Source organism: Dactylosporangium cerinum, assembly GCF_042653625.1.
Classification (GTDB): Bacteria; Actinomycetota; Actinomycetes; order Mycobacteriales; family Micromonosporaceae; genus Dactylosporangium; species Dactylosporangium cerinum.
This window is the reverse complement of the sequence record NZ_JBHSIU010000131.1, coordinates 54,186-70,459: the sequence shown is the minus strand read 5'-3', so window position 1 is coordinate 70,459 and position 16,274 is coordinate 54,186. Positions and strand designations below refer to the sequence as shown.

At 74.9% G+C, this 16,274-nt stretch carries 5 protein-coding genes; 2 read left to right on the top strand and 3 right to left on the bottom strand.

Translation table 11 applies throughout. From position 1 onward, the window contains the following. Positions 1-91: 91 nt before the first annotated feature. Positions 92-862, bottom strand: a complete 771-nt coding sequence (locus ACFPIJ_RS62265; RefSeq protein WP_380129013.1) for a thioesterase II family protein — start codon at positions 860-862, stop codon at positions 92-94. Between the two features lie 357 nt (positions 863-1,219). On the opposite strand from ACFPIJ_RS62265, the gene ACFPIJ_RS62260 reads away from it, so the two are divergent. Together ACFPIJ_RS62260 and ACFPIJ_RS62255 are read left to right on the top strand one after the other, a co-directional pair. Further along, the gene (locus tag ACFPIJ_RS62260; protein ID WP_380129012.1) at positions 1,220-2,176 is read left to right on the top strand and encodes an ATP-binding cassette domain-containing protein; all 957 of its coding nucleotides are present in this window, start codon (positions 1,220-1,222) and stop codon (positions 2,174-2,176) included. Positions 2,177-2,187: 11 nt separating this feature from the next. After that, positions 2,188-2,943, top strand: a complete 756-nt coding sequence (locus ACFPIJ_RS62255; protein WP_380129011.1) for an ABC transporter permease — start codon at positions 2,188-2,190, stop codon at positions 2,941-2,943. Positions 2,944-3,003: 60 nt separating this feature from the next. Here the strand turns inward: ACFPIJ_RS62255 and ACFPIJ_RS62250 are convergent, their stop codons facing one another. Both ACFPIJ_RS62250 and ACFPIJ_RS62245 read right to left on the bottom strand, forming a co-directional pair. Further along, positions 3,004-4,644, bottom strand: a complete 1,641-nt coding sequence (locus ACFPIJ_RS62250; protein ID WP_460490990.1) for an acyl-CoA carboxylase subunit beta — start codon at positions 4,642-4,644, stop codon at positions 3,004-3,006. A gap of 37 nt (positions 4,645-4,681) precedes the next feature. Further along, on the bottom strand, positions 4,682-16,258 hold the full coding sequence (locus ACFPIJ_RS62245) for a type I polyketide synthase (RefSeq protein ID WP_465252356.1): 11,577 nt from the start codon (positions 16,256-16,258) through the stop codon (positions 4,682-4,684). Between the last annotated feature and the right edge of the window lie 16 nt (positions 16,259-16,274).

The window sequence follows — 16,274 nt, the reverse complement described above, 5'->3', positions numbered from 1 at the left end:
CTCCGGCCGCTCCCGGGCCTCCTGACGCACACGGCACCGCCCCGCCATCCGGGTCGGTCGGGTGACGGGGCGGTGCCGTGCGGAGGGTGGGTCAGACGGCGACCGGGCGGGCCCGGTGGGTGCCCAGCTGCGCGGCCATGACCCGCAGCACTGCGGCCTGGTGACCGGTCAGGTAGAAGTGGCCACCGGCGTAGGTGTGGAAGTCGAACGCGCCGGTGGTGTGCTCCCGCCAGGACCGTGCCTCGTCCAGGGTCACCTTCGGGTCGGCGTCGCCGACGAACACGGTCACCGGGCAGCTCAGCGGCGGCCCGGGCCGGCACCGGTAGGTCTCCGCCGCGGTGTAGTCGGCCCGGATCGCCGGCAGGATCATCCGCAGGACCTCCTCGTCGCCGAGCAGGTCGCCGTTGGTGCCGCTGAGCCGGCGCAGCTCCCTGATCAGGCCGTCGTCGTCCTCCTGGTGCACCCGCTCGTCGCGCACGCGTGACGGCGCCCGGCGGCCGGAGGCGAACAGCCACAGCGGCACGACCCCCTCCTCGTGCTCCAGCAGCCGCGCGACCTCGAACGCGAGGCTCGCGCCCATGCTGTGGCCGAAGAGGGCCAGCGGCTGGTCCGCGCGCCCCCGCAGCACGCCGAAGATCCTCCTGGCCAGCTCGTGCAGGTCCGTCTCCGACGGCTCCGTGCGGCGGTCCTGCCGGCCCGGGTACTGGATCGCGAGGACCTCGACGTCCGGCGCGAGCGCCCGGGAGACCGGGAAGTAGAAGCTCGCGGAGCCTCCGGCGTGCGGCAGGCAGACCAACCGGGGACTGCCCGGCGCGGCCGGGTGATAATTGCGAATCCAGAGATCCTCGTCGTCGGTGGTCATTTCCCGTCCTTTCCGCGAAATGCCGCCGGCGTTCTTCGGGCCCGGAATCGTGCCGGACCCCGCACCGGCTTTTCATCAGCATCGCCATCTGCGGCGGACAATGGCAAGGCGAATCCGACCTCCTGCGGCCAGTTTCCCGGAATAGGGGTGGCATACGGGTACCGGTCCGCGGTGCCCCGTTTGAACATGGAGCCTGGGTCACAAGCCTGCGATCGCGGCTCACGAGACCCGCGGCGGCGCCCGCGCCGGCCGCACAGCGTCACCGCGCCGCGCTCGTCCGGTCCTGCGGGACCCGGCGGGCGCGGTCGCATGAGCGAGTCCAACGGCAGATCCTGGCACGAGTCTCTGGAGCCGGACATGATCGAAGTACGCGACCTGCGCAAGTCCTACGACCTGCGGTTCGGCCGGCAGAAAATCACGGTTGACGCCGTCCGCGGCATCAGCTTCGACGTCGGGCCCGGGGAGGTCCTGGGCTTCCTCGGCTCGAACGGCGCGGGCAAGACCACGACCCTCCGCATGCTCACGACCCTGATCAAGCCCGACGGCGGCGGCGCCACCATTGCCGGCGCCGACCTGGTGAAGGAGCCGAACGAGGTCCGCCGCCGGATCGGCTACGTCTCGCAGGGTGGCAGCACGTGGGGCGACGCCACCGCCCGCGAGGAACTGGTCATGCACGCGCGCATGTACGGCATCAGCAAGGCCGAGGCGCACCGCCGGGCGGAGCGGGCGCTGGAGACGTTCGGCCTCACCGAGTACGCCGACCGGCGGTGCAAGACCTACTCCGGCGGTCAGCGCCGCCGGGTCGACATCGCCATGGGCATGATCAACGATCCGCAGGTGCTCTTCCTCGACGAGCCGACCGCCGGGCTGGACCCGGCCGGGCGCGCCGAGATCCGCGAAGAGGTCAAGCGCCTGCGGGCCGAGGGCATGACGGTCCTCATCACCACCCACTACCTGGACGAGGCCGACGCGCTCTGCGACCGCATCGCGATCATCGACCAGGGGCAGATCGTCGCGAACGACAGCACCGAGTCGCTCAAGCGCGAGATCGCCGGCGACGTGGTCACCCTCAACCTCAACGGCTCGACCCCGGCGGCGCACAAGCTGCTCGACGAGGAGCCGTACGTGGCGAAGATCGAGCCGCTCGAGGAGCACGGCCTGCGCCTGTACGTCGAGTCCGGCTCGGCCTCGATCACGCACATCCTGCGCACGCTCGACGGCGCGGGCATCGTCCCCGACAGCATCGAGGTGCACCGGCCCAGCCTCGACGACGTGTTCCTGGCCAAGGCCGGCCGTTCGCTGAACGTGAGCTGAAGGGAACCGACATGGACACCGCTCGCGGCACCTGGCTGATCTTCCATCGCCAGCTGACCCAACTCATCCGCAACCCGGTCTGGATCTTCCTCGGGATCTTCGAGCCGCTCACGTACCTGCTGTTGTTCGCGCCGCTGCTCAAGAGTGCCCTCGGCGCGTCGAGCAGCGGCGAGGCGTACACCATGTTCGTGCCCGGCCTGCTGGTGCTGCTCGCCATCTTCGGCGGGCTGTTCCAGGGCTTCGGGCTGCTCGTCGAGCTGCGCGCCGGCGTGATCGAGCGGTCCCGGGTCACCCCGATCAGCCGCCTCGCCATGCTGCTGGGCCGCTCGCTGCGCGACGTGGTCGTGCTGCTGTGCCAGTGCGTGCTCATCACCCTGCTGGCGCTGCCGTTCGGCCTGCGGGTCCACCTCGTCGACCTGCTGCTGGCGTTCCTGCTGGTGAGCCTCATCGCGCTGAGCACCTCGGCGGCGTCCAACGGCGTCGCCCTGGCGCTGAAGAGCGAGGCGACGCTGTCCCCGATCATCAACACCATCTCGCAGCCGCTGTTGCTGCTGTCGGGCATCCTGCTGCCGATGGCGCTGGCCCCGCTGTGGCTGCAACACGTCGCGAAATGGAATCCGTTCTCCTGGGCCGTCGGCGGGATGCGGGCCCTGTTCGCCGGCGACGTCGGCGCCGACGTCGTCTGGCAGAGCGTGACGATCGTCGCGGTGCTCGCGGCGGCCGCGGTCGTCTGGAGCTCCCGGCAGTTCGGCCGCAGCGTCCGGTAGCGGCGCGACGCGACAGACGGAAACGGCCCCGGGAGGATCTCCCGGGGCCGTTCCGTTCGCTCACAGCGGGATGTTGCCGTGCTTGCGGTTGGGCCGCTCGACCCGCTTCTGCCGCAGCGTCCGCAGCGCACCGGCGACCAGCTCCCGGGTCTGCGACGGGCGGATCACCAGGTCCAGGTAGCCGCGCTCGGCCGCCACGTACGGCGTGCTGAACTTCTGCTCGTATTCGTCGGTCAGCTTGGCCTGCAGCTGGTCCCGGTCGGCGCCGTCGACCGCGCCGAGCGCCTTGCGGTGCAGGACCTGGACCGCGGCCCGCGCGCCGACCACGGCGATCTGGGCGGTCGGCCAGGCGAGGTTGAGGTCGGCGCCGAGATGCTTCGAACCCATGACCGCGTAGCCGCCGCCGAAGGCCTTGCCGACCACGACGGTCACCTTCGGCACGGTGGCCTCCGCGTACGCGTACAGCAGCTTCGCCCCGTGCCGGATGATGCCGCGCCGCTCCTGCTCGATCCCGGGCATGTACCCCGGCACGTCGACCAGGGTCAGGATCGGGATGTTGAACGCGTCGCAGAAGCGCACGAACCGCGCCGCCTTGTCCGACGCGTCGATGTCGACCGCGCCCGCCTGGAACATCGGCTGGTTCGCCACGATGCCCACCGAGTGCCCCTCGATGGCGGCGAGCACGCAGATGATGTTCGGCGCGAAGGACGCCTGGACGGTCAGGAACGCCCCGTCGTCGACGAGCCGGGAGATGATCTCGTGCATGTCGTAGGCCTGGTTCGCCGAATCCGGGATGATCCGGTCCAGCTGGAGGTCGCGCTCCGTGGGGCCCGGCGTCGGCTCGAAGCCGAAGACCGGCACGTCGTCGAGGTTGTTGCTGGGCAGGTAACCCAGCAGATCACGTACCCACGACAACGCCTCCTGCTCGTCCGCGGCGACGTAGTGGGCGTTGCCCGAGATCTGGCTGTTGATCGCCGGGCCGCCGAGATCCTGCGGGCTGGTCCGCTCGCCGGTCACCGCGGTCACGACCTCGGGTCCGGTGACGAACATGTACGAGATGTCCTCGACCATGACCGTGACGTCGGTCATCGCCGGGGAATACACGGCGCCACCGGCGCACGGGCCCATGATGAGCGAGACCTGCGGGATGACCCCCGAGGCGAGCGCGTTGCGGCGGCCGAGCTCGGCGTAGTACGCGAGCGACACGACCCCTTCCTGGATGCGGGCGCCGCCGGAGTCGTTCATCCCGACGATCGGGCAGCCGATCTTCATGGCGAGGTCCATCACCTTGAGCACCTTGCCGCCGAACGCCTCGCCCATGCTGCCGCCGAGAATCGTGAAGTCCTGCGAGAACGCGCAGACCTGGCGCCCGTCGACGGTGCCGTAGCCGGTGACGACGCCGTCGCCGTAGGGCCGGTTGTCGCCCATGCCGAAGTCGGTGCACCGATGCCGGACGAACTCGTCGAGCTCCACGAACGAGCCCGGGTCGAACAGCAGATCCATCCGCTCCCGGGCGGTCAGCTTGCCCTTGGCGTGCTGCCGGCCCTTTGCCCGCTCCTCGGCGACCTCGACCACCTCGCTGTGGCGGGCCGCCAGGTCGGCGAGCCGGTCGGCGGTGCCCGTCGGACGCGCCGGAACCACGGGCTCCGGGTGCGGCGCAGGGTTGGGTAAGGACCGCACCGGTACCTGATGATCGAGCATGTCTGGCACTCCCTCCCTGCCACTTCCGGCAGAACGCTCAGGACGTTTCGAGCTCGCTGTCGATGAGCGCGAAGATGCTGTCGGCGGTGGCTGCCTCGAGGTCCTCGTCGGTGTCCCCGCCCGGCGCTGACGCCGCGGAGCCGTCGGCGTCCCGGACCCGTTGCAGGAGCACCTCCAGGCGCATGCGGACCCGCGACCGGTCGTGCGACCCGAGGTCGGCGAGCACCGCCTCGACCCCGTCCAGGTGCTCCTGGAGCAGGACCGCCGGGGTCGCCCGGTCCGGCAGCAGCGACGCGCGCAGGTGCGCGGCGAGCGCCGCCGGCGTCGGGTGGTCGAAGACCAGCGTGGCCGGCAGTCGGGTTCCGGTGGCGGCGGTGAGCCGGTTGCGCAGCTCCACCGCCGTCAGCGAGTCGAAGCCCAGGTCCTTGAAGGCCCGGTCGGCGCCGACCGCGTCGGCGGTGGCGTGCCCGAGCACCGCGGCCGCGTGACCGGCGACGAGGTCGAGCAGGAGCCGGTCCTGTTCCGGCGCCGACCGCGTGGCCAACCGCTCGGCCAGCGTCGCGGCGCCCATGGAGACGCCGTCGGCCGCGCGGCGGATCGCCGGTCGCAGCAGCCGGCGCAGCAGAGCCGGCGGCTGGGTCGCCGCAAGCACCGAGGGATCCAGGTTCGCCGGCACCAGATGCGCCGCCGGCAGGCCCAGCGCGGCATCGAACAGGGCCAGGCCGAGCTCGCCGGACAGCGCCGCGCCGGCCCGCGTCGCCCGGGTCAGGTCGGCGCCGCCGAGGTGCCCGGTCATCGCGCTGGCCTGCGCCCACAGGCCCCAGCCGAGCGAGACCGCCGGCAGGCCGAGGGCACGGCGGTGCGCGGCGAGCGCGTCGAGGAAGCCGTTGGCGGCCGCGTAGTTGGCCTGCCCGGCCGAGCCGACGGTGGCCGAGACGGAGGAGTAGAGCACGAACATCGACAGGTCCAGGCCGCGGGTCAGCTCGTGCAGGTGGACCGCGGCGTCGACCTTGGACCGGAAGACCGCGTCGACGCGCTGCGGCGTCTGCGCCGCGAGGACGCCGTCGTCGAGCACGCCCGCGCAGTGCACCACCCCGGTCAGCGGGTGGGCGGCGGGAACGCCGGCCAGCAGCGCGCTCAGCGCGGCGCGGTCGGCGGCGTCGCACGCCACCACGTCGACCTCCGCGCCGAGCTCCTCCAGGCGACCGGCCAGCGCCGCCGCGCCAGGCGCCGCGGCACCCTGGCGACTGGTCAGCACCAGGTGCCGCACCCCGTGCCGGGTGACCAGATGCTCGGCGAGCAGGCCGCCGAGCAGGCCGGTGCCGCCGGTGATCAGGACGGTGCCCCGCGGGTCGAGCGGGACCGGGACGGTGAACACGTTCTTGCCGACGTGCCGGGCCCGGCTGATGTGGCGGAACGCCGGCACCGCGTCGCGGATGTCCCAGGCGGTGACCGGCGGCAGGCGCAGGCTGCCCCGCTCCACCAGGGCGAGAATCTCGGCGAGCAGCTCACCGATGCGCTGCGCGCCGGCCTCGACCAGGTCGAACGCGTCGTAGCGCAGGTGCGGGTGGCGGGCCTGGACCACGGCCGGGTCGCGCTTGTCGGTCTTGCCCATCTCCACGAACCGGCCGCCCGGGGCGAGCAGCTCCAGCGAGGCGTCGACGAACTCGCCGGCCAGCGAGTTGAGCACGACGTCGACCCCGCGGCCGCCCGTGCCCCGGCGCACCGTGTCGCAGAAGTCGAGCGTGCGCGAGGAGGCGATGTGCTCGTCGTCCAGGCCCCACCGGCGCAGCGTGTCCCACTTGCCGGGGCTCGCGGTGCCGAAGACCTCGACGCCCCACAGCCGGGCCAGCTCGACCGCCGCCATCCCGACCCCGCCGGCGGCGGCGTGGACCAGCAGCGTCTCGCCGGGGCGCAGGTCGCCGCGGTCGCGCAGGCCGAACCAGGCGGTGAGGTAGATCGTGGGCAGTGCGGCCGCCTGGGCGAAGGTCCAGCCGTCCGGGATGCGGGCCACCAGCCGGCGCTCGGCCACCACGGCCGGGCCGAACGCGTCGCCGACGGCGCCGAACACCCGCTCCCCCACGGCGATGTCGTCGACGCCGGGGCCGACCTCGACCACCACACCGGCCGCCTCGGTGCCCATGCCCTTCTGGTCGGGCACCAGGCCCAGCGCGATCGCCACGTCGCGGAAGTTGATGCCGGCCGCGCGGACCGCGAGGCGCAGCTCCCCCGGGCCGAGCGGCCGGTCCGCCGCCGGCGCCGGCAGCAGCGCGAGGGCGTCGAGCGTGCCCGCGCCGGCCGCGTCCAGCCGCCACGGAGCGCCGATCTCCTCCGCCGCCGATCCGTCGGGCGGGCTCAGCGAGGCCGCGGGCAGCGCCCGCACCAGCCGCGGCACCAGCAGCCCGCCGTCGCGCAGCGCGAGCTGCGGCTCGTCGGCGGGCAGCAGGCCCGTTGCGGCCCGCCAGGAGTCCGGGGTGTCGTCGAGGTCGAGCAGCACCAGCCGGTCGGGGTGCTCCGACTGCGCCGAGCGCAGCAGGCCCAGCGCCGCCGCGGCGGCCAGGTCGGTGATCGGCTGGCCGGCCGGTGCGGCGCCCCGGGTCAGCACGACGAGCCGCGAGTCCGTCGAGCGCTCGTCGGCCAGCCAGCGCTGCGCGGTGTCGAGCGCGTAGCAGGTCAGCTCGCGTGCTGCGGCGGCCGGCGGGGCGCCGCTGTCCTCGGAGTCGAGGTGCAGCAGCACGGTGGCCGGGAATGCGATGTCCGCGCGCTGCAGTGCGGGCAGGTCGGGGTACACGCTGACCACCCCCAGCCGCTCGGCGACCGCAACCGGTCCGATCACGGCCAGGCCGGTCTGGTCGGCGGGGGTGGCCGGCGGCCCGGTCAGGGGCTCCCACTCGATGCGGAACAAGGAGTCGTCGAGGCGGTGGCGCGGCGCGGCGTCCAGGGCCTCGCCGGAGACCGGCCGGAAGACCAACCTCCCGACGGCGGCGACCGGCTGGCCGGTGCCGTCGGCGACCTGGAGCGTCAACTCGTCGGGGGCGGTGGCGCACAGGCGCACCCGCAGCAGCGTCGCGCCGGTGGCGTGCAGCGTCACCCCGGTCCAGGCAAACGGCAGGCGTGCGGCCGGCGCCGTGCCGCCGTGGCCGGCGTCGGGGTCGGGGTTGGCGTCGGGATTGGCGAGGCCGGCGGCGTGCAGTGCGGCATCCAGCAGCGCGGGGTGTACGCCGAACGCGGCGCCGTCCTCCGTGGAGGGCAGGCTGACCTCGGCGTACACGTCTGCGCCGGACCGCCATGCCCGGCGCAGTCCCTGGAACACGGGACCATAGCCGTAGCCGGCGTCGCGGGCCGCGTCGTAGATCCCGTCGAGGTCGACCGGCGTGGCACCGGCGGGCGGCCAGGCCGTGAGGTCGAAACCCGGCCCAGCGGCGGCGCCGCGGTCGGCGGCCTGGTCGGTCGTCGCGCCGGGGCCGGCGGCCGGGTCGGCGGTGGTCGTGCCGGATTCAGTGGCTGGGTCGGCGGTGGTCGTGCCGGAGTCGGTGGCCGGGTCGGCGGTGGTCGGATCGGAGTCGGTGGCCGGGTCGGTGGTCGCGCCGAGCAGACCGTCGGCGTGGCGCATCCACAGGTCGTCGCCGTCGGCGCGGGAGGAGATATGCACCGGGCGGTCACCGCGTTCGTCCGCGGCGCCGACGCGCACCTGCAGCTGGACGCCGCCCTCGTCCGGCAGCACCAGCGGGGCCGCGATCGTGAGCTCGTGGATCGTTGCCGCGCCGAGCAGGCGTCCCGCGTGCAGGGCCAGTTCGACGAAGCCGGTGCCGGGCAGCAGCACCCGGCCGAGGACCTCGTGGTCCGCCAGCCAGGGATGCGTCGCGGTCGACAGGCGGCCGGTCAGCACGGCGCCGTCCCCGTCGGCGAGCGGCACCATGGCCGCGAGCAGCGGGTGGCCTCCGGGGGCCAGCCCGGCCGAGGACACGTCACCGGTCACCGCGCCGCCGCGGGGCCAGAACCGTTCCCGCTGAAACGCGTACGTCGGCAGGTCGACCGGTTCCGCCGCACCCACCGGACCCACTGCGCCCGCCGGACCCGCCGCGTCCACGGTGCCCGCCGCGCCCGCCGGACCTACCGCGCCCGCCGGACTTGCCGTGCTCGCCTGACCCGCCGCATCCACTACGTCCACTGCGACCGCCAGACCTGCCACGCCGGCAGCGTTCACTGCGTCCGCCGCGTCCGCTGTGCCCGCCGCGTCCGCTGTGTTCGCGGCGCCCGGCCCGGTCGGTACATCGGGGGCGAGCACGTCCCGCCAGCCGACACCGACGCCGTGCACCCAGACGCCGGCGGCGGCGCGCAGCAGCTGGGACCACCCGTCCTCGTCCCGGCGCAGGGTGCCGACCACCGTGCCGGTCTGACCGGCGTGCTCCTGCACTCCGGCGGTGAGCACCGGGTGCGGGCTCACCTCGATGAACGTCGAATGCCCGGCCGCGACCAGTGCCGCCACGATCTCGTCGAAGCGGACCGGCTGCCGGACGTTGTCGAACCAGTAGTCCGCGTCGAGGACCGGGGCGTCGCCGAGACCGTCGCCCAGGCCGTCCGGGCCGACGCCGGTCACGGTCGAGAAGAACGGCAGGCGCAGGGGTTGCGGCTCCACCGTGCCCAACGTGGCCATCAGCTCGTCGCGGACGAGGTCGACGTGGGCGGAGTGCGAGGCGTAGTCCACCGTGACGCGCTTGCACCACACGCCGGCCGCCTCGCACCGTGCGACCACGGCGTCGAGACCGGTGTTGCCGCCGGAGACCACCACCAGGCCGGGGCCGTTCATGGCGGCCACGCCGACGTCGGTCACCCCGTCCAGCAGCGGGCCGACCCGGTCGGCGGCGGTGCCGACCAGCAGCATCCCGCCGAGTCCGGACAGCGCCCGCAGCACCCGGGAGCGCACGACGACCACGCGGGCGCCGTCGATCAGACTGAGGCCACCCGCGACGACCGCGGCCGCGATCTCACCCTGGGAGTGGCCGACGACCCCCGCGACCGTCACGCCCAGCCACTGCCAGACGGCGGCGAGCGACACCATGACCGCCCAGAGCACCGGCTGGACCACGTCGACGCGCTCCAGCCACCAGCCGTCGGCGCCGCACAGCACGTCGGTCAGCGACCAGTCCACCAGACCCGACAGCGCCGCCTCGCACTCGCGGATCCGTTCGGCGAACACGGGGCAGGTCGTCAGCAGGTCGGCGGCCATGCCCAGCCACTGCGCGCCCTGCCCCGGGAAGACCAGCACGGCGCCGCCGTCCGGGCCCGCGGCGCGGGCGCCCCGGACCAGCGCGTCGGCGTCGTCGCCGCGCCGCAACGCGTCCAGGCCGGCGAGGAGCCCCGCCGTGCCGCCGGCGACGACGACCGCCCGGTGGTCCAGTGCCGCCCGCGTCCCGGCCAGGGCCCGGCCCACCGCGCCGGCGTCCGCCGCGACGTCCGGCCGCGACCGGAGGTGCTCAGCGAGCCGGGCCGCCTGAGCCCGCAACGCCGCCGGGGTCTTGCCCGACACCACCCACGGCACCACCGTCGGCCGCGCACCGTCCACCGGCACGCCGCCATCCGGCGCACCGTCCAGCGGCACGCCGGATGACGCATCGGCCAATGGCACGCCGGATGACGCATCGGCCAACGGCGCACCCGCTGGCGCCTCCTCCAGGATCAGATGGGCGTTGGTGCCGCTCATCCCGAACGACGAGACCCCGGCCCGGCGCGGCCGGCCCTCAGGCGTCCACGGCCGGGCCTCGGTGAGCAGCGCCACCGCGCCCGAGGACCAGTCCACGTGCGGCGACGGCGCGTCGACGTGCAGGGTCTGCGGCAGCACCTCGCGGCGCAGCGCCATGACCATCTTGATGACCCCGCCGACACCCGAGGCGGCCTGCGTGTGACCGATGTTCGACTTGAGGGAGCCGAGCCACAGCGGGCGGTCCGCGGGCCGGTCCTGCCCGTACGTCGCCAGCAGCGCCTGGGCCTCGATGGGGTCGCCGAGCTTCGTGCCGGTGCCGTGCGCCTCCACCGCGTCGACGTCGGCGGCGGCCAGCCCGGCGCCGGCCAGCGCCTGGCGGATCACCCGCTCCTGGGCGGGGCCGTTCGGCGCGGTGAGGCCGTTGGAGGCGCCGTCCTGGTTGACCGCGCTGCCGCGGATCACGGCGAGGACCCGGTGACCGTTGCGGCGCGCGTCGGACAGCCGCTCCAGCACCACGATGCCGGCGCCCTCGCCCCAGCCCGTGCCGTCCGCGGCGGCGGCGAACGCCTTGCACCTGCCGTCCCCGGCCAGCCCGAGCTGGCGGCTGAACTGCACGAAGGCGGCCGGGCTCGACATGACCGTCACGCCACCGGCGAGCGCCATGGTGCAGTCGCCGGACCGCAGCGCCTGGACCGCCAGGTGCAGGGCCACGAGCGACGACGAGCACGCGGTGTCCACGGTGACCGCGGGTCCTTCGAGGCCGAACTCGTACGCGACCCGGCCGGACAGCACGGCGGCGGCGTTGCCGGTGCCCTGGTGGCCCTCGGTGTCCTCGCCGGAGGCCGCGAGCAGGCCGAGATAGTCCTGCCCGCTGGTGCCGACGAAGACGCCGGTCCGGCTGCCGTGCACCGAGCCCGGGTCGATCGCGGCCCGCTCCAGCGCCTCCCAGGACACCTCCAGCAGCAGCCGCTGCTGGGGGTCCATGGCGAGGGCCTCGCGGGGCGAGATGGCGAAGAGGTCCGCGTCGAACATGGCCGCGTCGGCGATGAAGCCGCCCTGCGCCACGTACGAGGTGCCGGTCCGCCCGTCCGGGTCGTGCAGGGCCTTGAGGTCCCAGCCCCGGTCGGCGGGGAACGGCGACAGCCCGTCGGCGGCGGTCGCGACAAGCCTCCAGAGGTCCTCCGGCGAGGTGACCCCGCCCGGGTACCGGCAGGCCATCGAGACGATCGCCACCGGCTCGCCGGCGTCGGCGGTGGTGGCGGCGGGCGCGGCCGGGACGCTGTCGCCGCGGACCAGCCGCGAGCGCAGGTGCCGGGCCAGCGCCAGCGGCGTCGGGTGGTCGAACAGCAGCGTCGCGGGCAGCGCCAGCCCCGTCTCGGCGTTGAGCTCGTTGCGCAGTTCGACGGCGGTCAACGAGTCGAACCCGAGCTTCTTGAACGGCGCCCGCGGGTCGATCGTGCCGGCGTCGCGGTGCCCCAGGACGGCGGCGCCCCGGTCGCGCACGAGGTTGAGCAGCAGCCGCTCCTGCTCCTGCGCGGGCAACGCGGCCAGCTCCCGTGCGAGCGGGGTCTGCTCCGGCCCGGCCGGCGCGGGCGGTGCGGTCCTCGCCTCGGGCAGCTCGGCCAGCAGCGGCTGCGGCCGGTTCACGGTGAAGGCGGGGGCGAAGCGCGGCCAGTCGATGTCGGCGACCGTGACGCACGCGTCGCCGGTGTCCAGTGCCTGAGCGAGCGCGGCGCAGGCGGTCGCGGGGGCCATCGCGCGCAGGCCGCGGCGCCGCAGGTACTCCTCGGTGCTCGCCGCGCCCGCCATGCCGGCCCCGGCCCAGGGGCCCCACGCGATCGCGGTGCCGGCCTCGCCCCGGGCGCGGCGGTGCTCGACGAGGCCGTCGAGGTGCGCGTTCGCGGCCGCGTACGCCGCCTGGCCGCCGCTGCCCCAGACCCCGGCGACGGAGCTGAAGACGACGAAGAAGTCGAGCGCGAGTCCGGCGGTGAGCGCGTCGAGATGCTCCGCCCCCGCCGCCTTCGCGCGGACCGTCGAGGCGAACGCGTCGAGGTCGGTCTCGGCGATGACGCCCATGTCGCCGGCCCCGGCGGCGTGCACGACACCCGTGAGCGGACGATCGGCCGGGATCGCGGCGAGCAGGCGGGCCAGCGCCTCGCGGTCGCCGACGTCGCAGGCGGCGACGGTGACGTGGGTGCCGCCCGCCTCGAGCTCCGCGGCGAGGGCGACGATGCCGGGCGCGTCCCCGCCCCGCCGGCCCGCCAGCACCAGGTGCGGCGCGCCTCGGGCGGCGAGCAGCCGGGCCACGTGGGCGCCCAGCGCTCCGGTCCCACCGGTGACCAGCACGGTGCCCGTGCACGGCCGGGGCGCCTGACCGCCGACAGCGCCGGACGGGTGCACCGCGGGAGCGCGCACCAGCCGGCGCGCCGCGACCCCGCCGGGACGGATCGCCACCTGGTCCTCGTCGCCCGCCGCGAGCACGGCCACGAGGCGGTGCGCGGTGCGCGCGTCCAGGACCTCGGACAGGTCCGCGCCGGGCAGGTCGACGAGGCCGCCCCAGCGCCGCGGCTGTTCGAGCGCGGCCACCCGGCCGAGGCCCCAGACCTGCGCCTGGGCCGGATGCGGGACCTGGTCCGCGGCGGCGGTGCGCACCGCACCTCCGGTCAGGCACCAAAGGGCGCCCGGCAGCTCGGCGTCGCCGAGTGCCTGCAGCAGCGTCAGCGTCAGGCCCGCACCGCGGATGAGCCCGCCGCCGGGCAGCGGGGTGTCGTCGAGGCCGGCGAGCGAGACGATGCCGGCGAGGCCGTCGGGGGCCAGCCCGCGCAGTCGCGCGGCGAGCCGGGCCCGGTCGAGGTCGGCGGTGGTGAGGTCGAACAGCGTCACCTCGGCGCCACCGGCGTGCAGCGCGTCCGCGACGGGGCCGCCGTCGACGCCGTCGGGCGCGGCGACCAGCCAGGCGCCGGTGAGGCTGCCCGCGGGTGGGGTGACCGGGCGCCAGACCGTGCGGTAGCGCCAGTCGTCGATGGTCGCGCGGGCGCGGCTGGTGCGGCGCCAGGAGGACAGCGCGTCGACGGCCGTGCGCAGCTCGTCCGGGTCGGCGACGCCGAGCAGGCCGGCGAGTCCGTCGGCGTCGGCGCGCTCGACCGCCGCCCAGAACCCGCCCTCCGCGGCGCCGGCGCCCCCGTGCTCCGCGGTCGGGACCGGCCGGTGCGGCCCGGGCCAGAACCGCTCCCGCTGGAACGCGTAGGTCGGCAGGTCGAGCGGCGGTCCCGCCCAGGCCTCGGCCGGGCCACCGAGCACCGCCCGCCAGTCGACGGGCACGCCCGCGGTGTACAGCCGGCCCACCGCCTCCAGCAGGACCTCCGGCTCGTCGCGGTCCTTGCGCGCCGCGGGGACCAGCACGGTGTCGTCGCCGTCCGGGCGCTCGGCGAGGCAGGTCCGCGCCATGGCGATGAGCACGCCGGACGGACCGACCTCCAGGTAGCGCGCGACACCGTCCTCGGCCAGCCGGTCGACGCCGTCGGCGAACCGGACCGCCTCACGCACGTGCCGCACCCAGTAGTCGGCGGTGTACTCCTCGACGAGCTGCCCGGTCAGGTTGGACACGATCGGGATGCTCGGCGGTGCATAGGACAGGCCGGCGGCGACCGCCCGGAATTCCTCCAGCATCGGTTCCATCAGCGGCGAGTGGAACGCGTGCGACACCGTGAGCCGCGAGGTCTTCCGGTCCCTGAAGAGCTCGTCGATCGCCGACGCCTCCCCGGACACCACGATTGAGGTCGGGCCGTTGACGGCGGCGATGTCGACCCGGCCGGCGAACGGCTCCAATGCGGAACGGACCTCGGCTTCGGTGGCCTGCACCGCCAGCATCGCCCCACCCGCGGGCAGCGCCTGCATCAGCCGGCCCCGCGCGGCGACCAGCGCAACGGCGTCGTCCAGCGGCAGCACGTCCGCGACGTGGGCGGCGGCCAGCTCGCCGATCGAGTGGCCGAGCAGGCGGTCCGGGACGATGCCGAAGGACTCCAGCAGCCGGAACATCGCGACCTCGAACGCGAACAACGACGCCTGCGTGTACACGGTCTGGTGCACGTCCGCCTCGCGGAGCGGCACATCCAGCAGGGTGTCGAACCGGGCGCGGATCTGGTCGTACACCTCAGCGAAGACGGGGAAACGTGCGTGCAGCCCCCGACCCATCCCCGGGCGCTGCGCACCCTGACCGGTGAAGAGGAACGCGAGTTTGCCCGCACCGACCTCGCCCGTCGCGACGCCCGGTGCGGTCTCGCCCCGCTCGACGGCCGTGAGGCCGTGCACGAGCGCCGCCGCGTCGTTGCCGATGACGACGGCGCGGTGTTCCAGCCCGGCCCGGCTGGTCGCGAGCGCGCGGGCCACCCCGGCCGGTTCCGGGACCGGCCCACAGGTGACGAAGTCGCGCAGGCGGGCCGCCTGGGCCCGCAGCCCCGGCGCGGTCCGGGCCGACACGACCCAGGCCAGCGCGGCGCCGTCCGGGTCGGCGGGCGCCGGAGGTGCCGACCCGTCCGCGACGGCGGGTGCCTCCTCGATGATGGCGTGGGCGTTGGTGCCGCTGACGCCGAACGACGACACACCGGCCCGGCGGGGCCGGTCGGTGGCCGGCCACGCCACCGGCTCGGTGAGCAGCCGGACGGTGCCGCCGCTCCAGTCGACGTGCGGCGACGGCGCGTCGACGTGCAGCGTCCTGGGCAGTCGCCCGTGGTGCAGCGCCATCACCATCTTGATGACCCCCGCCACGCCGGCGGCGGCCTGGGTGTGGCCGATGTTCGACTTGACCGCACCGAGCCACAGTGGACGGTCGGCGGGCCGGTCCCGGCCGTACGTCGCGATCAGCGCCCGTGCCTCGATCGGGTCGCCCAGCCGGGTCCCGGTGCCGTGCGCCTCCACCGCGTCGACGTCGGCGGCGTCCAGCCCGGCACCGGCCAGCGCCTGGCGGATCACCCGGCGCTGCGCGGGGCCGTTGGGTGCGGTGAGCCCGTTGCTGGCACCGTCCTGGTTGACCGCGCTGCCGCGCAGGACCCCGAGGACACGGTGCCCCAGCCGCTGCGCGTCGGCGAGCCGCTCCAGCACCAGCACGCCGACGCCCTCGGCCCACCCGGTGCCGTCCGCGCCGGCGGCGAACGGCTTGCAGCGGCCGTCGGCCGCGAGGCCCTGCTGGCGGCTGAACTCACTGAACACGTCCGGTGTCACCAGGACCGTGACGCCGGCGGCCAGCGCCGTCGAGCATTCCTCGCGGCGCAGCGCCTGCGCGGCGAGGTGGAGCGCGACCAGCGACGAGGAGCAGGCCGTGTCGACGGTGACCGCCGGGCCCTCCAGGCCCAGCGCGTAGGCCACCCGGCCGGACAGGACACTGGTGGCGCTGCCCGTCAGGGCGTAGCCCTCGGCCGTGGGATCGCCGTGCAGCACGAAGTTGTAGCCGGAGGTCGCCGCGCCGACGAAGACGCCGGTGCGGGTGCCCCGCAGCGCGTCGGCGTCGATCCCGGCGCGCTCGATGGCCTCCCAGGACGTCTCCAGCAGCAGCCGCTGCTGCGGGTCCATCGCCACGGCCTCCCGTGGGGAGATCCCGAAGAACGTGGCGTCGAAGTCGGCGCCGCCGGTCAGGAAGCCGCCCTGCGCCGCGTACGTCGAGGCGTCCGGGTCGACGTGCCAGCCCCGGTCGGCCGGGAAGCCGGTGATGGCGTCGCCGCCGGTGTCGACGAGGCGCCACAGGTCCTCGGGCGACTCGATCCCGCCCGGAAACCGGCAGGCCATGCCGACGATCGCGATCGGTGCGCTCGCGGCCTCGGTCAGCGCCCGGTTCTGGGCGCGCAGGCGCTCCGTCTCCTTCAGCGAGGACCGCAGGGCGGCGACGTAGTCTTCGGTCGAGGCAGCCATCACCAGCTCCAAGCGGTGTGCA